This window comes from Pseudomonas extremorientalis (genome assembly GCF_001870465.1).
GTDB classification, from domain to species: domain Bacteria; phylum Pseudomonadota; class Gammaproteobacteria; order Pseudomonadales; family Pseudomonadaceae; genus Aquipseudomonas; species Aquipseudomonas extremorientalis.
The window spans coordinates 188,389-210,932 of the sequence record NZ_MDGK01000052.1 but is presented as its reverse complement, the minus strand read 5'-3'; the positions used below and the strand labels follow the sequence as shown (position 1 = coordinate 210,932).

The window sequence follows — 22,544 nt, the reverse complement described above, 5'->3', positions numbered from 1 at the left end:
CCCCTCCCACCTCTGACGGTGCTCACCGTTCAAAATGTGGGAGGGGGCTTGCCCCCGATGCAGGCGACTCGGTCTCAGGTAATAGGCGCCGGGTTAAACAAGGTGATGTCGTTATGCAGCTTGTGGTGTTCCGCCCATGTCTGCTTCTTGCCGCTGGCCACATCCAGGTAGAAGTGAAACAGCTCCCAGCCCAGCTCCTCGATAGTCGCACGCCCGGTGGCAATGCGCCCGGCGTCGATATCGATCAGGTCCGGCCAGCGCTGCGCCAGCTCAGTACGCGTCGACACCTTCACCACCGGCGCCATCGCCAGGCCGTACGGCGTGCCACGCCCGGTGGTGAACACGTGCAGATTCATCCCCGCCGCCAGTTGCAAGGTGCCGCACACAAAGTCACTGGCCGGCGTTGCGCAAAAGATCAGGCCCTTGCCCTTGAAACGCTCACCCGGACCAAGCACACCGTTGATCGCGCTGCTGCCGGACTTGACGATGGAACCCAGGGACTTCTCGACAATGTTCGACAACCCGCCCTTCTTGTTGCCCGGCGTGGTATTGGCACTGCGATCCGCTTCGCCCTTGGCCAGGTAACGATCGTACCAATCCATTTCCCGGACCAGCTCCTGGGCAACGTCCTTCGTCTCTGCACGCGAAGTCAGCAAGTAGATGGCATCCCGTACTTCAGTGACCTCGGAAAACATCACCGTCGCCCCGGCCCGCAGCAGCAAGTCCGAGGCATAGCCCAGCGCCGGGTTGGCGGTGATGCCAGAGAACGCATCACTGCCGCCGCACTGCATGCCCAGGATCAGCTCGGACGCCGGCACTGTTTCGCGACGGCGCTGGTCGAGCTTCTTCAAGCGCACCTCCGCCAGCTCCATGATCTGCTCGATCATCTCGGTAAACCCGTGGCTGGAGTCCTGCAGGCGATACAGCCAGGGCTCACTCAGGTCCACCGAGCTGTCGTTGTCGTGCATCACCTGCCCGGCCTGCAATTTCTCGCAGCCCAGGCTGATCACCAGGGCCTCGCCCCCCAGGTTCGGGTTGCGCGCCAGATTGCGCACGGTGCGGATCGGGATGTAGGCGTCCGTGGCGGTAATCGCCACGCCACAGCCGTAGCTGTGGGTCAGCGCCACCACGTCATCGACATGCGGGTACCTGGGCAGCAATTCATCCTTGATGCGCTTGACCGCATGGTCCAGCACGCCCGTGACGCACTGCACCGTGGTGGTGATGCCGAGAATATTGCGCGTACCCACGGTGCCGTCGGCGTTGCGATACCCCTCGAAGGTAAAGCCCTCCAGTGGCGCCTGGGTTTCAGGCACCTCGGTGGACAGCGGCAAGCTGTCCAGCGGCGGCGCGGTGGGCATGCGCAGTTGATCTTCCTGCACCCAGCTGCCGCGTGGAATCGGTGCCAGCGCATAACCGATGATCTGGCCGTAGCGAATGATCTGGCCACCTTCGGGGATATCTTCCAGGGTCACTTTGTGGCTCTGGGGGATGAAATCCACGGTCACCAGGCCGTCCGGGAACTCGGTCCCGGCCGGGACGCCCTGGTCATTGACCACGATCACCACGTTGTCGCGCTCGTGCAAACGAATCGAGCGCGGCGAGTCGGCATGTTCAATCAACTGCATTACATCGCCCCTCAGGAATGCGCTTCGGTTAGGTGGGTCAACTCAGGCCCCTTGGTGGGCGGCTCTTTGAGTACTACACGCTTGATCGGCCCAACGATGACCAGATAGCTGAACACCGCTACCAGTGCGTTGGCGCCGACGAACACCAGGGCCCATTTGAACGAACCGGTGGTGCTGATGATGTAGCCGATGACAATCGGCGTGGTGATCGACGCGAGGTTACCGAAGGTGTTGAACAAGCCGCCACTGAGGCCGGCGATTTGTTTCGGCGAGGTGTCGGACACCACCGCCCAACCCAGTGCGCCAACGCCCTTGCCGAAGAAGGCCAAGGCCATGAAGCCGACCACCATCCATTCGATATCCACGTAGTTGCACGCCACGATGCTGCTGGAGATCAGCAGGCCACCAATGATTGGCGCCTTGCGCGCGAAGGTCAGGGAATGGCCCTTGCGCAGCAGGTAATCGGAAATTACCCCACCGAGCACGCCACCGATAAACCCGCAGATTGCCGGCAACGAAGCAATGAAACCGGCTTTGAGGATGGTCATGCCCCGGTCCTGCACCAGGTACACCGGGAACCAGGTGAGGAAGAAATAGGTGATGCCGTTGATGCAGTACTGGCCCAGGTAGACGCCGAGCATCATGCGGTTGGTCAGCAACTGGCGGATGTAATCCCACTTCGGCCCGTCGGTTTTCTTGCCCTTGCCTTTGTCCTGGTCCATATCGACCATGGCGCCGTTGGCCGCGATATGGTTGAACTCGGCTTCGTTGATCATCGGGTGCTGGCGCGGGCTGTGGATCACTTTCAGCCAGATCAGCGAGAAAATGATGCCGATCACGCCCATCACGATAAACACGTGCTGCCAGCCGAAGCGGTAGACAATCCAGCCCATCAGCGGCGCAAACAGCACGGTGGCAAAGTATTGCGCCGAATTGAAAATCGCCGATGCCGTACCGCGCTCGGCGGTAGGGAACCAGGCGGCCACAATCCGAGCGTTGCCGGGAAAGGATGGCGCTTCGGCCAGGCCCACCATGAAGCGCAGCATGAACAGCGCAACCACGGCGGTGGAGACCCCGAATTCACCGACATAGCCTTGCAGCACGGTGAACAGGGACCAGGTGAAGATGCTCAGGGCATAGACTTTTTTCGAGCCGAACCGGTCCAGCAGCCAGCCACCGGGGATTTGCCCGGCCACGTAGGCCCAACCGAATGCAGAGAAGATATAACCGAGGGTGACCGCGTCGATGCCGAGGTCTTTTTGCAGGCTGGAACCTGCGATGGCGATGGTGGCCCGGTCGGCGTAGTTGATCGTGGTCACCAGGAACAGCATGAGCAGGATCAAATAGCGGACGTGGGTCGGCTTGGTCGCTTGCATGTAGAAGTACTCCCACTAATTATTTTTTTTGCGGGTAATGGTTTTCTGTTTTTAGTGTGGGAGCCGGCAGGCATCCGGCTCCCACAAGGTGATGCGTCTTACGACCCGATGTAACTGGTCTTCACCACGGTGTAGAACTCTTGCGCATAGCGACCTTGCTCACGCGAACCATAGGATGAGCCCTTACGGCCACCGAAAGGAACGTGGTAATCCACACCGGCAGTCGGCAGGTTGACCATCACCATCCCGGCCTGGGAATGGCGCTTGAAGTGGTTGGCGTATTTGAGCGAGGTGGTGGCAATGCCCGCCGACAGCCCGAACTCGGTGTCGTTGGCCATGGCCAGCGCCGCTTCGTAGTCCGCCACGCGCACCACGTTGGCCACCGGGCCGAAGATCTCTTCACGGCTGATACGCATCGCAGCTTCACTGTCGGCAAACAGCGTCGGTGCCAGGTAGTAGCCTTCGGTGTCGCAGGTCACCAGGCCGCCACCGCTGACCAGCCGCGCACCTTCGCTCTGGCCGATGTCGATGTACTTGAGGTCCTGGTCCAACTGGGCCTGGGAAACCACTGGGCCGATGTCCGTGCCGCTCTTGAGGGCGTGGCCGACCTTGATCGACTTCATGCGCTCCGCCATGGCCGCGACGAACTGGTCGTGGATACCCGCGGTCACGATCAGGCGGCTGGAAGCGGTGCAACGCTGGCCGGTGGAGTAGAAAGCGCTCTGTACCGACAGCTCGACGGCCTGCTTGAGGTCGGCGTCGTCGAGGATGATCTGCGGATTTTTGCCGCCCATCTCCAACTGCACTTTGGCCTGGCGCGAGACGCAGCTGACGGCGATCTGGCGCCCAACACCCACAGAACCGGTGAAACTGATGCCATCGACCTTCGGGCTGTTGACCAGCACATCGCCAACCACGCGACCGCTGCCCATCACCAGGTTGAATACACCGGCGGGGAAACCGGCACGGGAAATGATTTCGGCCAACGCCCAGGCACAGCCCGGCACCAACTCGGCAGGCTTGATCACCACGCAGTTACCGTAGGCCAGGGCCGGGGCGATCTTCCACGCGGGGATGGCGACCGGGAAGTTCCACGGCGTGATCAGGCCGACCACACCCAGGGCTTCACGGGTGACTTCAACGTTGACGCCTGGGCGTACCGACGGCACGTAGTCACCGGACAGGCGCAGGCATTCACCGGCAAAGAACTTGAAGATATTACCGGCACGGGTCACTTCACCGATGGCTTCGGGCAGGGTCTTGCCCTCTTCACGGGCCAGCAGGGTGCCGAGCTCTTCGCGACGGGCGAGGATCTCGCTGCCGACTTTATCCAAGGCATCGTGACGCGCCTGGATCCCGGACGTAGACCAGGCTGGGAATGCGGCACGGGCGGCATCAATGGCAGTGTTGACCTGAGCGACATCCGCCTTGGCATACTCGCCAATGACATCGGACAACTCCGACGGGTTGAGGTTGACGCAATAGTCGGCACCGGCCACCCACTGGCCATTGATGTAGTTATCGAAACGTTGGGCTTGGGACACAAATCTTCTCCTGACGCAAAAGGCCGCTGATTGCTCAGCGGCCTTGTAGATAGGTTATTGCGCGCCTTGCTTGTCGATCAGCGCGGCCAGGGCTTCGTACTCTTCCGGCAGCAAGTCGGTCAGCGGCGTGCGCACCGGGCCTGCGTCGTAGCCGGCGATTTTTGCACCTGCCTTGACGATGCTTACCGCGTAACCGGCCTTGCGGTTACGGATATCCAGGTACGGCAGGAAGAAGTCGTCGATGATCCTGGCGACGGTGGCGTGATCGTCCTTGGCAATCGCGTGGTAGAAATCCATCGCGGTTTTCGGGATGAAGTTGAACACCGCCGAGGAGTACACCGGCACGCCCAGGGCCTTGTAGGCAGCGGCGTAAACCTCTGCCGTCGGCAGGCCACCGAGGTAGCTGAAACGGTCACCCAGGCGACGGCGGATCGACACCATCAACTCGATATCGCCCAGGCCATCCTTGTAGCCGATCAGGTTCGGGCAGCGCTCGGCCAGGCGTTCCAGCAGCGTCGCAGTCAGGCGGCATACGTTGCGGTTGTAGACCACCACGCCGATCTTGACCGACTTGCACACCGCTTCAACGTGAGCAGCAACGCCGTCCTGGCTGGCTTCGGTGAGGTAGTGCGGCAGCAGCAGCAGGCCCTTGGCACCGAGGCGTTCGGCTTCCTGGGCGTATTCGATGGCCTGGCGGGTCGAACCGCCGACACCGGCCAGGATCGGCACGCTGGTGGCGCAGGTATCTACGGCGGTTTTCACCACCTGGGAATATTCGCTGGCGGCGAGGGAGAAAAACTCACCGGTGCCGCCGGCAGCGAACAAGGCAGTCGCGCCGTAAGGGGCGAGCCATTCCAGGCGCTTGATGTAGCCCGCCTGGTGGAAGTCACCCTGGGCGTTGAAATCGGTCACCGGGAAAGACAGCAGACCGTGGGAGAGGATGGACTTCAGTTCTTGTGGATTCATTATTCGAACACCCTGGGCGAAGACTTTCTATCGAAAGGTTGTTGTTGGTTTTGGTGATGTCGTACGTCATCGTACAACTATAAAAAGATTCGTCAACTGCAATTGATCAGACTTCATTCAACGAGGGGTTAAAGGGCGCCGTCTTGACGTAGGAAGTTTTTCCTCTATGCTCTCAACAACTGTATATACATACATCTATTACGGAAGATTCCTACGACATAGCAAGGAGCTAACATGTCAGGTCTTGATCTCGCAGTATCCGAAAAGAAACCACCTGTTCTGCGTTTCGAAGGGGGTGAACACACCGCCATCGGCGACGACACCCTGCTGCGCTTCGCCAAGGACGCCCCGGCAATTCCCGCCCGCCAAGTCGAGCTGCACCTGCCCAACGGGCTGGCGTTGACCTATGGCCAGGTCATTGCCTTGGGCGGCGACTTCTATGGCATCCCCGGCCAACCCATCAGCGATGGCACCTCCCCGGCCGAACGCGTGCAACGTTTTACCGCTGCTTTCAACACGCTCGCCGTGCTGCCCGCTTCACGGGAAGAAGCGCACAAGATCCTCGCGGTGATGCAAAAGGAGATCAACGCGGTCAAACAGGCGATCAAGGATGGCAAGCAAGCCCATGAAGCCTACGACGCCTTGGGTGATACGTTGTCTGAGGAATGGAACCGCATCACCGGCGGTGGCAGCGCGGTGTCGGCGCCGATTCCACTGGGGCGCTATTTGAAGTTGGCGGCGGACAATGCCGATCACTTCGGCGAATGGGCGCTGTCCGCGTACCTGGCAGGGCATACGGCGGCGTTGCAACAAGCCGTCGTGGCCCATCAGACCGGTACCGACCAGGCGCTGGAACTGGCCTATGCCATGAACAGTTTTGCCGATCATTTTTTGACCGATCTGTTCTCCGCAGGCCACTTGCGTGTACCGCGCAAACAACTGGCAGCGGTGGTGACACCCGGTGAACTGGGCTCGCTGATCAGTCGTTTCATGCATGACGAAGACAGCAAGTTCGGGCTCAACGTACGCAATGCCATGGGCGATCAATGGCATGCGTATGGGGACAAGCGCTACTTCGATGATATCGATGCGGACAACCGGATGCAGGTCAAACGTGCGGTGCAAGCCTCAGCCGATGAGATCTTCGATACGTTTATCAGTGGTGCCGCGCCCTCCCCGGCCAACTTCAAGGCACCGCTGTATGTGCCCGACCTGAATGCGACACAGAACCCGGCGAACAACTTTTCGCCGCTGTTCAAGATGGAGGGAGACAAGGTGCTGCGCCGCAAGGATGTGAATGACCTGAACGACAAGCGCTGGACGAATGATTGGTGGGGGTGGAGTACTTACCTGCTGCTCAAGGACTACAAGCCAAACACCCCGACAAACTGACAACCGCGCCTACAGGCAGCACTTCTAGATGCGTTGCGCCTCCGCCTCTTCATGGGCATGGCGCAGCCGCTCACGGCTGTTGGTCAAATGCAATCGCATCGCCGCCCGCGCCGCATCCGAATCCTGGCGGGCAATCGCCTCATAGATCTCTTCGTGTTCGCGGCTCAAACGGCTCATGTAGTGCTGCTGGTCATCATGAGCCAGGCGCGCTGAATTCAGGCGGGTGCGCGGAATGATGCTGGTACCGAGGTGGGTCATGATGTCGGTGAAGTAGCGGTTGCCGGTGGACAGGGCAATTTCCAGGTGGAAGGCAAAGTCGGAGGCCACCGCGTCGCCTGCGTGGGCCGCACTTTCATTCAGGGCATCGAGCGCAGCGCGCATGGCGGCCAGTTGTTCGTCGCTGCGACGTAGAGCTGCAAGACCGGCGGACTCCACTTCCAGGCTGATACGCAGCTCAAGAATCGCCAGCACATCACGCAATGTCACCACAGTGGCCGGGTCGATGCGAAAGCCGCTCGGGCTCGGCGTGTCCAGCACAAAGGTGCCGATACCATGACGGGTTTCCACCTGTCCCGCCGCCTGCAGACGTGAGATAGCCTCCCGCACCACCGTGCGGCTGACCCCATGGGCCTCCATGATCGCCGACTCGGTGGGCAACTTGTCGCCCCGCTTGAGCTGGCCATCGCGGATCTGCTCGGACAACACCGTGACCAATTCCTGGGCAAGGCTGCGGCGCTTGCGGGGAAGACGAGGGGCGGTGTGGGCGTTTTCCATGATGAATCATCTTTCTCGGTGAACGTGAGCACGCATCATAGCCCATGGTGGTTGTACGATCACCGTCCGGGCGCGACTTTCATCCACATCCTTCACGCAAAAAAATGCCCCGACACAAGTCGAGGCATTTTTTCGGCAAACCCCGAGGGGAACGCCGTTTATTTCACCACTTTCAGGCTCGGCCGGCCGCTGGGACGCGGTGGCTCGGAATCCGGTGGAGGTTGATCATCGCCCTGTTCGCTTTCGATCGATTCGTCGTCCTCGAAAGGCGACTCCAGATCGAACACCATGCCTTGGCCATTCTCCCGGGCATAGATGCCGAGGATGGCGCCAATCGGCACGTACAGCGTATGCGGCACGCCGCCGAAACGCCCTTCGAAGCTGACCGCTTCGTTGTCCATGTGCAGGTGGCGCACGGCACTGGGTGATACGTTCAGCACAATCTGCCCGTCGCTGGCAAAACCCTGCGGTACCTGAACCGCAGGAAATTCGGAATTGACCAGCATGTGCGGGGTGCAATCGTTGTCCACAATCCACTCATAGAGCGCACGGACCAGGTAGGGTCGACTGGAGTTCATCAGCGGCTCCTTAAGCCTTAGCGCATATCGCGTTCGACACCAGACAGACTCGCCTGGAAAGCCTCACGCGCAAACTGGCGCTCCATGTAATCAAGCAGCGGCTTGGCTGGCCGCGGCAGTTCAATACCAAGAATCGGCAAACGCCAGAGTATCGGTAATAGGCAGCAATCCACCAAACTTTGTTCCTCACTGAGGAAAAAAGGCTTATCGGCGAACAGCGGCGAAACGCCGGTCAGGCTTTCGCGCAATTCCTTACGCGCCTGTACACGTGCCGCCTCTTTGCTGCGGGTATCCAGAATCAAATCCACCAGCCCGCACCAGTCACGCTGGATCCGGTGGATCAGCAGGCGGCTGTTGGCACGCGCCACCGGGTACACCGGCAGCAAGGGTGGATGCGGGTAACGCTCATCCAGGTATTCCATCACGACGGTCGACTCCCACAACGCCAGGTCACGATCGACCAGGGTGGGCAAGCTGCCGTAGGGGTTCACTTCGATCAGTTTGGGTGGATGACGACCTGCTTCCACACTGATGATCTCGGCGCTGACACCCTTCTCTGCGAGCACGATGCGTACTCGGTGGGAATAGTGGTCGGCGGGGTCGGAGTAACAGGCCAACCGGTTGGTCACGCCCATGGCGGTCCTCCTCGCTTGTTGAAATTATCGAAAGCTCAAAAACGAGCGCGCCCAGAGAGCATCTCTGTAACGCCTGGAACAACCAGACCGCTACGTATTCAGAGATGCCGCTGGGCGCGCAAGATTAACAGCAATTGCTTACGGTTGGATCAATGCACATCCTTCCAGTATTCGCGTTTGAGCAGATAGGCGAATACGAAGAAGAACGCCAGGTACAGCAACACATAGGTACCGATGCGCTGATGCTGCAGTTTGACCGGGTTGGCCGAGTAGGCCAGGAAGGTCACAAGGTTCTTGACCTTCTCGTCGAACTGCTCGTCTGTCAACGAACCTGGGGTTTCTATCTTCAGTTGATCGCACGCTTCATGAGTCAAAGGTGTGCCGGTCAACGGATCGTATTGCTTCTTGCCGTCTTCAACGACCTGAATCTGCTTGCATCCTACCACTTGCTTGCCTTGCAGGCCGACCAGAACGTTAGGCATGCCGACGTTCGGGAACACACGGTTGTTCACGCCATAAGGGCGCGCCGGGTCTTCGTAGAAGGATTTCAGGTAGCCGTAGAGCCAGTCGGTGCCGCGTACACGTGCCACCAGGGTCAGGTCGGGCGGTGCCGCGCCGAACCAGGTCTTGGCGTCGGCGGGCTTCATGCCGATGGTCATGTGGTCGCCGATCTTGGCACCAGTGAACACCAGTTTCTCCAGCATCATTTCATGGGGGATACCGAGGTCATCGGCCACCCGCTCGTAACGCTGGAACTTGGCGCTGTGGCAGCCCATGCAGTAGTTGGCGAACGTACGCGCGCCGTCTTGCATGGCGGCCTTGTCAGACACGTCGATATCGACTTTTTCCAGCGCCGGGCCACCGTGCTCGGCGGCGAAGGACAGGAGCGGCAGCGCCGCAAGCATCAAAGCAACGAATAACTTTTTCATCAGCCAGTCACCCTTTCCGGAACCGGTTTGGTCTTCTCGAGCCGGGTGTAGAACGGCATCAGAATGAAGTAGGCGAAGTACAGGAAGGTGCAGACCTGCGACAGCAACGTACGCTCTGGGGTTGGCGCCAATACACCGAGGACGCCCAGGATGACGAAGGCAATGCAGAACACCCACAGCCAGATCTTGCTCAGCCAGCCCTTGTAGCGCATGGACTTGACCGGGCTACGGTCGAGCCAAGGCAACACGAACAGCACCGCGATGGCCGCGCCCATGGCGATCACGCCCATGAGCTTGTCGGGGATCGCGCGCAAGATCGCGTAGAACGGCGTGAAGTACCAGACCGGGGCAATGTGCTCGGGCGTCTTGAAGGCGTTGGCCTGTTCGAAGTTAGGCTTCTCCAGGAAATAACCGCCCATCTCCGGGAAAAAGAACACGATCGAGCAGAACACGAACAGGAACACCACCACACCGACAATGTCTTTCACGGTGTAGTAAGGGTGGAACGGAATGCCATCCAGCGGGATGCCGTTTTCGTCCTTGTGCTTCTTGATGTCCACGCCATCCGGGTTGTTGGAGCCGACCTCGTGCAACGCCAGGATGTGCAGCACCACCAGGCCCAGGATCACGATCGGCAGAGCCACAACGTGCAGGGCGAAGAAGCGGTTCAGGGTGATGCCGGAGATCAGGTAGTCACCCCGGATCCACTGGGTCAGGTCGTTGCCGATCACCGGGATCGCACCGAACAGCGAGATGATCACCTGGGCGCCCCAGTACGACATCTGGCCCCACGGCAGCAGGTAACCCATGAAGGCTTCGGCCATCAACGCCAGGTAGATCAGCATGCCGAACACCCACACCAGCTCACGCGGCTTCTGGTACGAGCCGTAGAGCAGGCCACGGAACATGTGCAGGTAGACGACGATGAAGAATGCCGAGGCGCCGGTGGAGTGCAGCAGACGCAGGATCGAGCCGTACTCGACGTCACGCATGATGTACTCGACGGAGGCGAACGCCTCTTCCGCCGACGGGGTGTAGCTCATCGTCAGCCACACACCGGTGACGATCTGGTTGACCAGCACCAGCAGGGCCAGGGAGCCGAAGAAATAGAAGAAGTTGAAGTTTTTCGGCGCGTAATATTTGCTGAGATGGTCTTCCCACATTTTAGTGGCGGGGAAGCGCGCATCCACCCAATCCATGAACTTGCTCATCACGCGTTCTCCTTATCGAGGCCAATGACAATGAGGTCGTCAGTTTCGTAGGTGTGCGGAGGAACCGGCAGGTTCAGGGGAGCAGGCTGGGATTTGTAGACGCGGCCAGCGAGGTCGTAGTGTGAGCCGTGGCAGGGGCAGAAATAACCGCCGACCCAATCCTTGCCCAGGTCGACAGGGGCCACTTCCGGGCGGAAGGTTGGCGAACAACCCAGGTGGGTACACAGACCGACCAGCAGCAGGATCTCTGGCTTGATCGAACGCACTTCGTTTTTGGCGTAGGCGGGCTGGTCGGACTTCTCGGATTTGGGGTCAGACAACTGGCCTTCGATCTTCTTGAGATTCCCCAGGATTTCCTCGGTACGACGAACAATGAACACCGGCTGGCCGCGCCACTCAGCAATCATCTGCTGGCCTGGCTCGATCTTGCTGATATTCACCTTCACCGGTGCACCTGCGGCTTTCGCCTTGGCACTGGGAAACCATGACCCCACGAACGGGACCGCAGCCCCCACCGCTCCTGCAGCACCCACCACGGATGTGGCTGCTACCAAGAAGCGACGCCGGCCTGCATTCACGCCGTCATTGCTCATTCAGTCCTCTCCCATCAGCTTTTTGGCCTGTTAAATCAGGCGTCTACTAAGTGTTGAATCTTTACTTATAAAAATTTTGCCGAATGGTAATGAAAAGCCCCACGTCTGACAAGGGAATTGCCCGGGGCTCAGCCTCCAGGCCTTGTAGTATAGGGGGTCTACGGATGTGGCAAGTTGTCACGGCGATTTTTCTGCATAAATCGCAGGCAATAAAAAACGCCCAGCTCCGTGAGGAGGCTGGGCGTTTTTGTGGAACGTAAAGCGAATTAACGCTTCGAGTACTGCGGACGCTTACGCGCTTTACGCAGACCGACTTTCTTACGTTCAACTTCACGAGCATCGCGAGTCACGAAGCCAGCTTTGCGCAGAGCGCCACGCAGGGTTTCGTCGTACTGCATCAGAGCGCGAGTGATACCGTGGCGGATTGCGCCAGCTTGACCACTTACACCGCCACCGATAACGGTGACGTAGATGTCGAACTTTTCAACGGTCTCGGTCAGTTCCAGCGGCTGACGAACTACCATGCGGGCAGTTTCGCGGCCGAAGAAGTTGTCCAGGGAGCGGTTGTTGATCGAGATGTTACCAGTACCCGGACGCAGGAAAACGCGAGCGGTTGCGGTTTTGCGACGGCCAGTGCCGTAATTTTGAGTCGCCGACATAATGAACTATTCCGTTAAAACTTCAGTTCTTGGGGCTGCTGAGCAGCATGAGGGTGTACAGCGCCCGCATAGACTTTCAGCTTGCGAAACATATCGCGACCCAGTGGGCCCTTAGGCAGCATGCCTTTGACCGCGATTTCGATCGGGGCTTCAGGCTTCTTGGCAATCAGGCCTTCGAAGTTGGAAGACTTGATACCGCCTGGGAAACCGGAGTGACGGTAGTACATTTTGTCGCTTGCTTTGTTGCCGGTTACACGAACCTGCTCAGCGTTGATGATCACGATGTAGTCACCGGTGTCAACGTGAGGGGTGTACTCAGGCTTGTGCTTGCCACGCAGACGGCTGGCGACTTCAGTGGCCAGACGACCCAGGGTCTGACCAGCGGCGTCGACGACAAACCAGTCGCGCTGAACTGTTTCCGGTTTTGCAGTAAAAGTTGTCATTCTTTAATAGCCTCAGGGGCCGCCCTGTAAATTAGACGGCGGATCTTACTGAATAGTGCGTACTTTGACAAGTCAAAGGCAGCCGGATACAGACGCTATCGGGGGCTCGGGTCGGCGCGTCCGTTCAACGGCAAGATTCTTCGGCAGGCGGCGCATCACTTCCACTGCAGAAAGAGGTGGGCAATTATGCAGATTGCGAAAAAAAATTCAACCTGCTTTTATGATTGTTTTCCCTGAAGGAGTACCCGATGGATTATCGACAGCTGGGCCGTACGGATCTGAACGTGAGCGCGATAGCCCTGGGGACCATGACCTGGGGCGAGCAGAACAGCGAGGCAGAGGCCTTCGCGCAGATCGAGCGGGCCAAGGGCGCGGGGATCAACTTCCTCGACACCGCTGAAATGTACCCGGTGCCGCCCAAGGCCGACACCTATGCCACCACCGAACGCTACATCGGTAATTACTTCAAGAGCCGTGGCGACCGTGCCGACTGGATCCTCGCCAGCAAGATCGCTGGCCCCGGCAACACCATCGATTACATCCGCGACGGTCACCTGCGCCACAACCGCAAGCACATCGTCGAAGCCCTGGACGCCAGCCTCAAGCGCCTGCAGACCGACTGGATCGACCTCTACCAACTGCACTGGCCGGAACGCAGTACCAACTTCTTCGGCCAACTGAGCTACAAGCACAAGGACGAAGACAACCTCACCCCGCTGGAAGAAACCCTCGAAGCGCTGGATGAGCAGGTGAAGGCCGGCAAGATCCGCCACATCGGCCTGTCCAACGAAACGCCGTGGGGCACCATGAAGTTCCTCGCCCTGGCCGAAGCCCGTGGCTGGCCGCGTGCGGTGTCGATCCAGAACCCCTACAACCTGCTCAACCGCAGCTTTGAAGTGGGCCTGGCGGAAGTCGCGATTCGCGAGCAATGCGGCCTGCTGGCGTATTCGCCCCTGGCGTTCGGCATGCTCAGCGGCAAATATGAGAATGGCGCCCGCCCAGCGAAAGCGCGACTGACGGAATACAGCCGCTTCAGCCGTTACTTCAACCCGCAGTCGGAAGCGGCATGCAGCCGCTACGTTGCACTGGCGCGGGAGCATGGGCTGGACCCGGCGCAGATGGCGTTGGCGTTTGTGACGCAGCAACCGTTCGTGACCAGCAACATCATTGGCGCGACAAGCCTGGGGCAACTGGACAGCAACATTGCCAGTGCGGATCTGAAACTGTCGAAAGAGGTATTGGAAGGGATTGAGGCGATTCAGAAGGATCACCCGAACCCAGCGCCTTGATTGATCTTAAGACCGCTATCGGGGGCAAGCCCCCTCCCACATTTTGATCTGTGAATACATTCAAGTGTGGGAGGGGGCTTGCCCCCGATTTGGCCATCAGCAGAACCGCCCAATCAAAGCGCCCGCGCAATGATCTCCTTCATGATCTCATTGGTCCCCGCATAAATCCGCTGCACCCGCGCATCCGCCCAGGCCCGGGCAATCGGGTATTCCCACATGAAGCCGTAGCCTCCGTGCAACTGCACGCACTCATCGAGCACCTTGCATTGCAGGTCGGTAGCCCAGTACTTGGCCATCGCCGCTGTGGGCACATCCAGCTTGCCTTCCAGGTGCAACGCCATGCACTTGTCGACAAACACACGGCCAATCTGAATCTCGGTCGCCATCTCCGCCAGCTTGAAGCGGGTGTTCTGGAAATCGGCAATCGCCTTACCGAACGCCTGGCGTTCACGGGTGTACGCCAGGGTCCACTCCAACGCCGCCTCGGCTGACGACAAAGCGCCAATCGCCACGGTCAACCGTTCCTGAGGCAGCTCCTGCATCAGATAGGCGAAGCCCATGCCGGCCTGGCCGAGCAGGTTTTCCTTGGGCACCCGCACATCCTGGAAGAACAGCTCCGAGGTGTCCTGGGCCTTCATGCCCACCTTCTCCAGGCGCTTGCCCTTGTCGAAGCCCGGCGTGTCGGCCTCCACCAGGAACAGGCTGGTGCCCTTGGCGCCAGCCTTGGGATCGGTCTTGGCGACCACGATGACCAACTCGGCCAGGTAGCCGTTGGTAATGAAGGTCTTGGAGCCGTTGATCACGTACTCATCGCCGTCCAGCACCGCCGTGGTCTTCACGCCTTGCAAGTCGGAACCGGCGCCCGGCTCGGTCATGGCAATCGCCGTGACCAGCTCGCCGGAGATCAACTTGGGCAGGTATTTGTGTTTCAGCGCTTCACTGCCGTAATGCAGGATATAAGGCGCCACAATGTCCGAATGCAGGGAAAAGCCGATGCCGGTCAGGCCCAGCCGGCTGATCTCTTCGATCACCACCGCACTGTATAAAAAGTCCGCGCCCAGCCCGCCATATTCTTCCGGCAGGTGAGAGCAGAGCATGCCCGCCTCCCCCGCCTTGCTCCACAAATTGCGGTCGATGTAGCCCTGTTTCTCCCATTGCCCATGGAACGGCGCGGCGTCCTTTTCGAGGAAGGTGCGCACGCTCTCGCGGAAGAGTTCGTGTTCCGGGCTGAACAAGGTTCTGGGAATCATGGGTCACCTGCATGGATTGTCGGACAAGAGCGAGCCCCCAGAGACTATGCCGCGAAGGCAGCACGGGACACTGGACACATGCGACAAAAAATAAGACGATCCAGCCGTCTGGTGACCACTTTCCCCTATAAGAATAAATGAAATTATGTCTAACCAAATCTCCACGCCCTTGCGGCGCGTCAGCATTTTGGCCATTGATCGGGTATTCGCTTCCACCCTCATGCAAGCCAAGGATTTCTTCCACCTCGCCAGCCTGCGTTACGGCAAGCAACAAGGCCTGGGGCTGACGCCAGGGTTTGAAACACGCCTGGTCAGCCCCGATGGGCAATCGGTGTGCAGTTTCAGTGATGTGATCATGCCGGTGGACGGCGGCCTCGAAGACGCCGACATCATCGTGCTGCCGGCCTTCTGGGATGACTTCGACACCTTGTGCGCCCGCTACCCGCAAGTGCTGCCGTGGCTGCGCGAACAGCATGCACGCGGTGCTGTGTTGTGCGGCGAAGCCACCGGGGTATTCTGGCTGGCCGAAGCCGGCCTGCTCGATGGCAAGGAAGCGACCACCTACTGGCGTTTCTTCAATGCGTTCGGCGAACGTTTCCCCAAGGTCCAGCTCAACCAGGACAAGCACCTCACTGACGCCGACAACCTGTATTGCGCCGGCGGCACCACCTCGGCATGCGACCTCTACATCTACCTGATCGAACGCTTCTGTGGCGCCAACATCGCCCAGGCCGTGGCCCGCGATATCCTCTACGAAGTGCAGCGCAGCTATTCGCCAGGACGTATCGGGTTTGGCGGTCAGAAGCTGCACCAGGACGTGATCATCCTGCAGATCCAACACTGGCTCGAAGAGCATTTCGCCGACAAGTTCCGCTTCGAAGACGTCGCCCGGGAACACGGCATGAGCATCCGCAACTTCATGCGCCGCTTCCAGACCGCCACCGGCGACAAGCCGCTGCATTACCTGCAACGCCTGCGGATCGAGACGGCCAAGGGCCTGCTCTCGGGCAGCCGCAAGAGCATCAAGACCATCAGTTATGAGGTGGGTTACGACGATGCGAGTTTCTTTGCGCGGTTGTTCAGGCAGCACACTGAATTATCACCGAACCAGTATCGCCAGCAATTCCAGCAGGCTGCCTGAGTCAGAGCGTACACAAGGCAAATGTGGGAAGGGGCTTGCCCCCTCCCACAGTTTGATCTACATCGATCTTAGGGTTTGTGTCCGCGCGAGAGGAACTCGTGGGACTGCATTTCCAGCAAGCGGCTCAACGTGCGCTGGAACTCGAAGTTCAGGCGCCCGCCGGTATACAGGTCCTTGAGCTCGACTTCCGCCGAGATGATCAGCTTGACGTTACGGTCGTAGAATTCGTCGACCATGTTGATGAAACGTCGCGCGATGTCGTCGGTGGTGACGCTCATCTGTTCCACGCCGCTCAGGATCACCGCGTGGAAGATCTTGCCCAGTTCGATGTAGTCGTTCTGGCTGCGCGGGCCGTCGCACAGTTGGCGGAACTCGAACCAGGCCACGTCGTCGCAGGTGCGCAGCGCGATGATTTCGCGGTTCTCGATCACCAGCTTGTCGTTTTCCACCGCCTGGGTGCATTCCGGCGTAAGGGCACGGAAGCTCTTTTTCAGGCTTTCGTGGGCCGCCTCATTGAGCGGGAAGTGGAACAGCTCCGCTTGTTCCAAGTGACGCAGACGGTAGTCGACGCCGCTGTCGACGTTGACGATCTCGGTATGCTGCTTGATCAGCGCAATGGCCGGCAGGAAGCGTGCGCGTTGCAGGCCGTCCTTGTACAAACCGTCGGGCACGATATTCGAGGTGGCGACCAGGGTCACGCCGTTCTTGAACAGCTCTTCCATCAGGGTGCCGAGGATCATGGCGTCGGTGATGTCGGAGACGAAGAACTCATCGAAGCAGATCACCCGCGCTTCTTCGGAGAAACGCTTGGCGATGATGGTCAGCGGGTTTTTCTCGCCCGGCAGGGTCTTCATCTCTTCGTGCACGCGCTTCATGAAGCGGTGAAAGTGCGTCCGGACCTTTTCCTTGAACGGCAGCGCTTCGAAAAAGGTGTCCACCAGGTAGGTCTTGCCCCGGCCCACGCCACCCCAGAAGTACAGGCCCTTGACCGGCGTGTGGTCTTTCTTGCCAAACAGCTTGCTGAACATCCCTGGCTTGCTTTGCGAGGCCGCGAGCAGGTCATCGTACAGGCGCTGCAGATGACGCACCGCCGTTTCCTGGGCCGCGTCATGGAAGAATTCAGGGCGTTTCAGATCAGCTTGATATCGTTCTAGGGGCGTCATAATTTCGTTAGCAAGGCAACAAAAACGGGCCGTCACTGTAACGACGGCCCTGGATAATGGCAATCAACCCTTGGTCGGGTTAATCCTCGAGGGGGGTCAACGCAACGCGCAGGGCGGCGATGGCGGCATCACGCGATGCCTCGTCGGCGAACTCGGCGCTATCGGCCACGGCGGCACCGTCCAGCCATACGCTGAAACCCAGTGCCTCGGTGCGCAGGTCCAGCGCGTCGCCGCTTTGCAGTTGCTTGGTCACGGCACCGGCCGCCTTGCCGTCGGCAAAGTTGCGCGACAGCAACAGTTGCTCGCCATCTGCGGCCAGCAGACGGAAGCGGAAGCTACCATCGTCTTCGCGAAAGCTCACGAAGCGCGCGGCTTTCGCCGCCTTCTTCTTGGCGGCGACCGGTGCCGCAGCCTGGTTGACAAACGAACGCAGGCCCACCGCTTCACGCAGTTCAGCCAGGAACGGCGCCGCCACGGCACGGGCCTTCTTGGCGCCGATCAGCAGCAGGTCTTCCATGTCAGAAGGGCGCGACATCAGTTGATGGTAGCGCTCGCGGGCTTCACCCAACTGGCCGTCCAGCAGGTGGAACAGGCGGTTCTTCGCCTCGCCCCAACCCAGCCCTTGCAGCAGTTCGGCACGGAATTCTTCTTCCTGCGCCTTGGTCGCAAACGCCTGGTACAGGGTGAACAGGTGCGAATTGTCCGGGTCCTTGGCTTCGCCCGGGGCGCGGGAGTCGGTGACGATCCGCGAGATGGCGTCCTTCATGTCCTTGGCGCTGGTGAACAATGGGATGGTGTTGTCGTAGCTTTTCGACATCTTGCGGCCATCCAGGCCCGGCAAGGTGGCGACGCTTTCTTCGATCAACGCCTCGGGCATGGTGAAGAATTCTTTACCGTTGCCGAACAGGTGGTTGAAGCGCTGGCCGATATCACGGGCCATTTCCACGTGCTGGATCTGGTCGCGCCCCACCGGCACTTTGTGTGCGTTGAACATCAGGATGTCCGCTGCCATCAGCACCGGGTAGCTGTACAGGCCCATGCTGATGCCCGCATCCGGGTCTTCGCCGGCTTCCACGTTCTTGTCCACCGAGGCCTTGTACGCGTGGGCGCGGTTGAGCAGGCCCTTGGCGGCCACGCAGGTCAGCAGCCAGGTCAGCTCGGGGATTTCCGGGATGTCCGACTGGCGATAGAACGTCACCCGGTTCACATCCAGGCCACCGGCCAGCCAGGTCGCGGCGATTTCCATGCGCGAGCGCTGGATGCGCTGCGGGTCATCGCATTTGATCAGGGCGTGGTAGTCGGCCAGGAAGTAGAAAGAGTCGGCATTGGCGTCCTGGCTGGCGAGGATCGCCGGGCGAATCGCACCGGCATAGTTGCCCAGGTGCGGCGTGCCGGTGGTGGTGATGCCGGTGAGGATACGGGTACGAGTCGTCATGGGTAATCGCTTATCAGACTGCTATCAATTCGAGAGGCGCGGCAGCACCAGATCCTTCAGATCGGTGAGCTTGCCGTGAAAAAAGTGTCCGCATTCTGCCACTTTCAGCAGCTCATGGGGGCGATTCAAGGCGGCGGACCAGTCGTAGACGATCTGCGGGTCGACCACTTCGTCGGTTTCCGGCTGGATAAGGGTCAGTGGGCAGGCCTGGGGCAGTTGGTCGCTGTCACGCAGGCGCATCACCGCGGCGGCAACCATGAACAGGTGCGAGAGTTTTTCGCCCTTGGCCTCCAGGCGGCCACCCAGGCTGGCGGCCACGTAGCCTCCGAAGGAAAACCCGAGCAAGGTGATCGGCAGGTCGGGGTGTTTTTCCCGCAACCAGGTAGCAGCCGCTTCAGCATCGTCCACTTCACCGGTGCTCATGTCGTGGGTGCCGGCACTCGCGCCGACGCCACGGTAATTGAAACGCAAGGTGATCAAACCGGCATCGCGGGCGGTGCGTTGCAAGGTCGATACAACTTTATTGAGCATGGTCCCGCCCTGCACCGGGTTAGGGTGACAGATCAGCGCCAGGCCACGTGGCTCGGGGTGATCCAGGTACAGGGCTTCCAATTGGCCTACCGGGCCATCGATCAAAACGGGGGTTTCACGCATGAGCAAGGAATGAACTCCGTGACCTCTCAAAGGGTCGACTCGTCTAGCTAAAAGTCTGTGCTTGGCATGATTGCGAGCTTAATCGCGGTATACAGCGCAGGTTTGAGCCGTTAACGTAAAGCAAAGCCGTTTATAGAGGAAGGACTCGTGGAACACTCGCTCTTAGTTTGGTTGTTGCCGACTCTTGCCCTGGTTGCCGGTGTCGCCATTGGTTTCCTGGTTGCTCGCTTGCTGCCGAATGCCGCGCCTAACCGCACGCAGCGTCAGCTGGATGATATCCAGGAACGTTTTGACAGTTATCAGAACGAGGTTGTTACCCACTTCAACAGCACCGCGACCCTGGTCAAGAAGCTCACCCAGAGCTACCAGGAAGTACAGGATCATCTCGCCGATGGCGCCAACCGCCTCGCCCTCGACGACATCACCCGCCAGCGCCTGCTGGCCGCGTTGCATTCCGATGCACCGCAAACCCCACGGGAGCGCCTGACCCCACCGCGGGAAAACCAGGAGCCGCCACGGGACTACGCGCCAAAAACGCCGAACGCCCCTGGCATGCTGGATGAGCATTACGGTTTGAAGAAGTAAGTCGTCTTCAAGTACAAAAAAGCCCGGCTGATCAATGATCAGCCGGGCTTTTTTTGGGGTCTACCTGCTCGACTGGAATCGCTGCCGGCCGCTAAAAACGGGGCTTAAATCATAGCTTGGTCAACGACTCGTGGCTGGACCTGTGATTGCAACCGTCCTGCTTGTTCATCAGATGAATCACCGACGTTGCCAGTCGAGCCAGTGAATTCACGACACTGGCCGCAACCGGCCCGGTGCAACCGCTCATGCACCCGCTGTTTTTCTCTTCGGTGGCCATTGCACGGGTAGGCTCAGGCTGGGGAGCGGCTGAAGGTGTGGCACTCTGGGCGGTAGCCGCGTAATAGGAAGGCTGGGTGGTTGAAAAAGCATTCACCGAATTCATAAAAAACCTCTGGATCAGTAGGAAAAATAGGGGATCCCCCCACCCCTTGAGTGAGTGTCCTCCCCAAAACGGTTCCTTTTCTGACCCGGCCTCACATCATACTGGGACTTGTTCCTGCAACTGCCCCCCCTCGATCCGCACATGCCGTCCATGGAAGCGCTTGAGGCTGCTGCGATGGCCGACGCTGACGATGCTCAGCCCCGGCAACTCATCGATCAACGCCTGATACAAGGTCGCCTCATCCTCTTCGTCCATGGCCGACGTCGCTTCGTCCATGTACAGCCATTGCGGCGCGAACAGCAACGCGCGGGCAAAGGCCAGGCGTTGCTGTTCGCCCGGCGAAAGCATGCGCTGCCAGTGGTTGGCTTCCTCCAGTCGGTCGATCAGATGGGGCAGGCGACAGGTTTCCAGGACCTGTGCATAACGTTCTGCCGGGTAGACGCTGTCGTCCTGTGGATAACTCAACACCGCCTTCAACGTGCCAATCGGCAAGTAGGGTTTCTGCGGCAGGAACAGATAGCGCTCGGCCGGCAGGCGAATATTGCCGTGACCGTTGGGCCACAGGTTGCCCATGGCCCGCAGCAACGTCGACTTGCCGCTGCCGGAGCGACCGCTGAGCATCAGGCGCTCGCCCTCGGCAACGGTCAGATCGGCGCCTTGCAGCAGGTGACGGCCGTCGGCCAGGTCCAGGTTCAGGTCCTTGACCTGCAAACCTGCGCCCTGATGCTGCAAGCCAATGCCCATGGTGCGGGTTTCGTTGTCTTGCATGGCCTGGCCGAAACTCAGCAGACGATCACAGGTGGCGCGCCAACTGGCCAGCAACGTATAGGCGTCGACAAACCAACTGAGGCTGCCCTGCACGCTGCCGAACGCCTGGGCCACCTGCATCAGCACGCCCAGTTCGATCTTGCCGGCGAAGTAACGCGGCGCCGCCACCACAAAAGGAAAGATGATCGCGATCTGCGAGTAACCGCTGGTAAAGAAACTCAGACGCTTCTTGAGCTGCATGATGCTCCAGAAGTTGCTCCATACCCGTCCGAAACGCGCGCTCAATTGCTGGTGTTCGTTGGGCTCACCGTTGAACAGCGCGATGCTCTCCGCGTTCTCCCGCACCCGCACCAGGCTGAAACGCAGATCCGCCTCAAAGCGTTGTTGACGGTTGCTCAAGCCGATCAGTTTTCGACCAATCAAGTGCGTCAACCAGCTACCGATCACCGCATACACCAGCGCGGCCCAGAACATGTAGCCGGGAATCGTGATGCCCCACACCTCGATGCTGCCGGACACCCCCCACAGGATCACCGAGAACGACACCAGGCTCACCAGGTTGCTGATAAAGCCCAGCCCCAGGGTCAGGGTGCTGGCGGTAAATGCATTGAGGTCTTCGGAAATACGCTGGTCGGGGTTATCGGTGTAACCGCCGTATTCCAGGTGGTAGTAATTCTTGTGGCCCAGCCATTGGGCAAAGTAGCGTTCCGTCAGCCAGCGGCGCCAGCGGATGGTGAGCATCTGTTGCAGATAGGACGTGAACACGCCGGTCACAATCGCCACCACCGCAATCACGCTGAAGTACATCAGCAGGTGGGTAAAAGCGTCGTAGTCCTTGTGCTCCAGCGCGTTGTAGAAATCGCGGTTCCAACTGTTGAACCACACCGATACGGCGACGCTGAACAGCGAAAGCCCCAGCACCACCAACAGCAGCAGCCAGGCGATGCCCTTCTCTTCACTGCGCCAGTAGGGCGTAATCAACCCCCACACCCGCCGTAGGAATTGCCCACGCACCGCGTCGTTGACCGCGGAATACTCAGCGTTCTGATTCATTGTTTCGCTCGGCGCAGTAGTGTGAATGGATCATAAGGTAGGCTTTAGCGCAGCGGGCAATTCGATGTCGCTCATTCAGTCAGCGTTCAGTATTTA

Annotated in this window: 21 protein-coding genes; 4 read left to right on the top strand and 17 right to left on the bottom strand. The window is 59.6% G+C overall.

Annotated features, from left to right (window positions below):
- Nucleotides 1-74: 74 nt before the first annotated feature.
- From garD to kdgD, 4 genes are all read right to left on the bottom strand, one after another.
- Complete coding sequence (gene garD, locus BFN10_RS20070; RefSeq protein WP_071491130.1) at nucleotides 75-1,628, bottom strand: galactarate dehydratase; 1,554 nt, start codon at nucleotides 1,626-1,628, stop codon at nucleotides 75-77.
- Nucleotides 1,629-1,639: 11 nt separating this feature from the next.
- A complete protein-coding gene (locus tag BFN10_RS20065; protein ID WP_071491129.1) occupies nucleotides 1,640-3,004 on the bottom strand; it encodes an MFS transporter in 1,365 nt (454 codons plus the stop codon).
- A 98-nt stretch (nucleotides 3,005-3,102) separates the two neighbouring features.
- A complete protein-coding gene (locus BFN10_RS20060; RefSeq protein ID WP_071491128.1) occupies nucleotides 3,103-4,548 on the bottom strand; it encodes an aldehyde dehydrogenase family protein in 1,446 nt (481 codons plus the stop codon).
- Between the two features lie 54 nt (nucleotides 4,549-4,602).
- Nucleotides 4,603-5,514: a 5-dehydro-4-deoxyglucarate dehydratase gene (kdgD, locus tag BFN10_RS20055; protein ID WP_071491127.1), complete on the bottom strand. Its 912-nt coding sequence runs from the start codon at nucleotides 5,512-5,514 to the stop codon at nucleotides 4,603-4,605.
- Between the two features lie 234 nt (nucleotides 5,515-5,748).
- On the opposite strand from kdgD, the gene BFN10_RS20050 reads away from it, so the two are divergent.
- Entirely contained in the window at nucleotides 5,749-6,906 is a 1,158-nt protein-coding gene (locus tag BFN10_RS20050) for a phospholipase (RefSeq protein ID WP_071491126.1), read from the top strand.
- Between the two features lie 24 nt (nucleotides 6,907-6,930).
- Here BFN10_RS20050 and BFN10_RS20045 read toward each other — a convergent pair whose 3' ends face one another.
- From BFN10_RS20045 to rplM, 8 genes are all read right to left on the bottom strand, one after another.
- Complete coding sequence (locus BFN10_RS20045) at nucleotides 6,931-7,680, bottom strand: FadR/GntR family transcriptional regulator (RefSeq protein ID WP_071491125.1); 750 nt, start codon at nucleotides 7,678-7,680, stop codon at nucleotides 6,931-6,933.
- A gap of 158 nt (nucleotides 7,681-7,838) precedes the next feature.
- Nucleotides 7,839-8,258, bottom strand: coding sequence for a ClpXP protease specificity-enhancing factor (locus BFN10_RS20040; RefSeq protein ID WP_071491124.1), 420 nt, complete (start codon nucleotides 8,256-8,258; stop codon nucleotides 7,839-7,841).
- A 17-nt stretch (nucleotides 8,259-8,275) separates the two neighbouring features.
- Complete coding sequence (locus BFN10_RS20035; protein WP_049710008.1) at nucleotides 8,276-8,893, bottom strand: glutathione S-transferase N-terminal domain-containing protein; 618 nt, start codon at nucleotides 8,891-8,893, stop codon at nucleotides 8,276-8,278.
- A 149-nt stretch (nucleotides 8,894-9,042) separates the two neighbouring features.
- On the bottom strand, nucleotides 9,043-9,822 hold the full coding sequence (locus tag BFN10_RS20030) for a cytochrome c1 (protein ID WP_071491123.1): 780 nt from the start codon (nucleotides 9,820-9,822) through the stop codon (nucleotides 9,043-9,045).
- Nucleotides 9,822-11,033: a cytochrome b gene (locus BFN10_RS20025; RefSeq protein ID WP_003171746.1), complete on the bottom strand. Its 1,212-nt coding sequence runs from the start codon at nucleotides 11,031-11,033 to the stop codon at nucleotides 9,822-9,824. Before BFN10_RS20025 ends, BFN10_RS20030 begins: the two co-directional genes overlap by 1 nt.
- The gene (gene petA, locus BFN10_RS20020; RefSeq protein WP_016976232.1) at nucleotides 11,033-11,626 is read right to left on the bottom strand and encodes a ubiquinol-cytochrome c reductase iron-sulfur subunit; all 594 of its coding nucleotides are present in this window, start codon (nucleotides 11,624-11,626) and stop codon (nucleotides 11,033-11,035) included. The genes BFN10_RS20025 and petA overlap by 1 nt, the downstream gene beginning before the upstream one ends.
- Nucleotides 11,627-11,892: 266 nt before the next feature.
- The gene (gene rpsI, locus BFN10_RS20015) at nucleotides 11,893-12,285 is read right to left on the bottom strand and encodes a 30S ribosomal protein S9 (protein ID WP_002555064.1); all 393 of its coding nucleotides are present in this window, start codon (nucleotides 12,283-12,285) and stop codon (nucleotides 11,893-11,895) included.
- A gap of 14 nt (nucleotides 12,286-12,299) precedes the next feature.
- Nucleotides 12,300-12,728 carry a 50S ribosomal protein L13 gene (rplM, locus tag BFN10_RS20010; protein ID WP_003188508.1) on the bottom strand — a complete coding sequence of 143 codons (429 nt, stop codon included), beginning with the start codon at nucleotides 12,726-12,728 and terminating at the stop codon, nucleotides 12,300-12,302.
- Between the two features lie 248 nt (nucleotides 12,729-12,976).
- Here rplM and BFN10_RS20005 point away from each other — a divergent pair, with 248 nt between their 5' ends.
- A complete protein-coding gene (locus tag BFN10_RS20005; protein WP_071491122.1) occupies nucleotides 12,977-14,017 on the top strand; it encodes an NADP(H)-dependent aldo-keto reductase in 1,041 nt (346 codons plus the stop codon).
- Between the two features lie 113 nt (nucleotides 14,018-14,130).
- Here the strand turns inward: BFN10_RS20005 and BFN10_RS20000 are convergent, their stop codons facing one another.
- Nucleotides 14,131-15,267, bottom strand: a complete 1,137-nt coding sequence (locus tag BFN10_RS20000; protein WP_071491121.1) for an acyl-CoA dehydrogenase family protein — start codon at nucleotides 15,265-15,267, stop codon at nucleotides 14,131-14,133.
- Nucleotides 15,268-15,487: 220 nt separating this feature from the next.
- Here BFN10_RS20000 and BFN10_RS19995 point away from each other — a divergent pair, with 220 nt between their 5' ends.
- Nucleotides 15,488-16,408, top strand: coding sequence for a GlxA family transcriptional regulator (locus BFN10_RS19995; protein ID WP_170856032.1), 921 nt, complete (start codon nucleotides 15,488-15,490; stop codon nucleotides 16,406-16,408).
- A gap of 68 nt (nucleotides 16,409-16,476) precedes the next feature.
- On the opposite strand, the gene zapE is transcribed toward BFN10_RS19995, so the two are convergent.
- The 3 genes from zapE to BFN10_RS19980 form a co-directional block, all read right to left on the bottom strand.
- Nucleotides 16,477-17,571 (bottom strand): cell division protein ZapE, encoded by a 1,095-nt coding sequence (zapE, locus tag BFN10_RS19990; RefSeq protein WP_071491119.1) that lies wholly within the window; start codon nucleotides 17,569-17,571, stop codon nucleotides 16,477-16,479.
- 79 nt (nucleotides 17,572-17,650) lie between these two features.
- Nucleotides 17,651-19,006, bottom strand: a complete 1,356-nt coding sequence (locus BFN10_RS19985; protein WP_071491118.1) for a tryptophan--tRNA ligase — start codon at nucleotides 19,004-19,006, stop codon at nucleotides 17,651-17,653.
- Between the two features lie 24 nt (nucleotides 19,007-19,030).
- Nucleotides 19,031-19,660 carry an alpha/beta hydrolase gene (locus tag BFN10_RS19980; protein ID WP_071491117.1) on the bottom strand — a complete coding sequence of 210 codons (630 nt, stop codon included), beginning with the start codon at nucleotides 19,658-19,660 and terminating at the stop codon, nucleotides 19,031-19,033.
- A gap of 147 nt (nucleotides 19,661-19,807) precedes the next feature.
- On the opposite strand from BFN10_RS19980, the gene BFN10_RS19975 reads away from it, so the two are divergent.
- Nucleotides 19,808-20,245 carry a Z-ring associated ZapG family protein gene (locus tag BFN10_RS19975; protein ID WP_003171734.1) on the top strand — a complete coding sequence of 146 codons (438 nt, stop codon included), beginning with the start codon at nucleotides 19,808-19,810 and terminating at the stop codon, nucleotides 20,243-20,245.
- A 478-nt stretch (nucleotides 20,246-20,723) separates the two neighbouring features.
- On the opposite strand, the gene BFN10_RS19970 is transcribed toward BFN10_RS19975, so the two are convergent.
- On the bottom strand, nucleotides 20,724-22,448 hold the full coding sequence (locus BFN10_RS19970; protein ID WP_071491116.1) for an ABC transporter ATP-binding protein/permease: 1,725 nt from the start codon (nucleotides 22,446-22,448) through the stop codon (nucleotides 20,724-20,726).
- Nucleotides 22,449-22,544 lie beyond the last annotated feature (96 nt).

Coding starts and splice junctions, on each gene's coding strand:
- garD (WP_071491130.1), bottom strand. CDS start 1,628: ATGCAGTTGATTGAACATGCCGACTCGCCGCGCTCGATTCGTTTGCAC.
- BFN10_RS20065 (WP_071491129.1), bottom strand. CDS start 3,004: ATGCAAGCGACCAAGCCGACCCACGTCCGCTATTTGATCCTGCTCATG.
- kdgD (WP_071491127.1), bottom strand. CDS start 5,514: ATGAATCCACAAGAACTGAAGTCCATCCTCTCCCACGGTCTGCTGTCT.
- BFN10_RS20050 (WP_071491126.1), top strand. CDS start 5,749: ATGTCAGGTCTTGATCTCGCAGTATCCGAAAAGAAACCACCTGTTCTG.
- BFN10_RS20045 (WP_071491125.1), bottom strand. CDS start 7,680: ATGGAAAACGCCCACACCGCCCCTCGTCTTCCCCGCAAGCGCCGCAGC.
- BFN10_RS20040 (WP_071491124.1), bottom strand. CDS start 8,258: ATGAACTCCAGTCGACCCTACCTGGTCCGTGCGCTCTATGAGTGGATT.
- BFN10_RS20035 (WP_049710008.1), bottom strand. CDS start 8,893: ATGGGCGTGACCAACCGGTTGGCCTGTTACTCCGACCCCGCCGACCAC.
- BFN10_RS20030 (WP_071491123.1), bottom strand. CDS start 9,822: ATGAAAAAGTTATTCGTTGCTTTGATGCTTGCGGCGCTGCCGCTCCTG.
- BFN10_RS20025 (WP_003171746.1), bottom strand. CDS start 11,033: ATGAGCAAGTTCATGGATTGGGTGGATGCGCGCTTCCCCGCCACTAAA.
- petA (WP_016976232.1), bottom strand. CDS start 11,626: ATGAGCAATGACGGCGTGAATGCAGGCCGGCGTCGCTTCTTGGTAGCA.
- rpsI (WP_002555064.1), bottom strand. CDS start 12,285: ATGTCGGCGACTCAAAATTACGGCACTGGCCGTCGCAAAACCGCAACC.
- rplM (WP_003188508.1), bottom strand. CDS start 12,728: ATGACAACTTTTACTGCAAAACCGGAAACAGTTCAGCGCGACTGGTTT.
- BFN10_RS20005 (WP_071491122.1), top strand. CDS start 12,977: ATGGATTATCGACAGCTGGGCCGTACGGATCTGAACGTGAGCGCGATA.
- BFN10_RS20000 (WP_071491121.1), bottom strand. CDS start 15,267: ATGATTCCCAGAACCTTGTTCAGCCCGGAACACGAACTCTTCCGCGAG.
- BFN10_RS19995 (WP_170856032.1), top strand. CDS start 15,488: ATGCAAGCCAAGGATTTCTTCCACCTCGCCAGCCTGCGTTACGGCAAG.
- zapE (WP_071491119.1), bottom strand. CDS start 17,571: ATGACGCCCCTAGAACGATATCAAGCTGATCTGAAACGCCCTGAATTC.
- BFN10_RS19985 (WP_071491118.1), bottom strand. CDS start 19,006: ATGACGACTCGTACCCGTATCCTCACCGGCATCACCACCACCGGCACG.
- BFN10_RS19980 (WP_071491117.1), bottom strand. CDS start 19,660: ATGCGTGAAACCCCCGTTTTGATCGATGGCCCGGTAGGCCAATTGGAA.
- BFN10_RS19970 (WP_071491116.1), bottom strand. CDS start 22,448: ATGAATCAGAACGCTGAGTATTCCGCGGTCAACGACGCGGTGCGTGGG.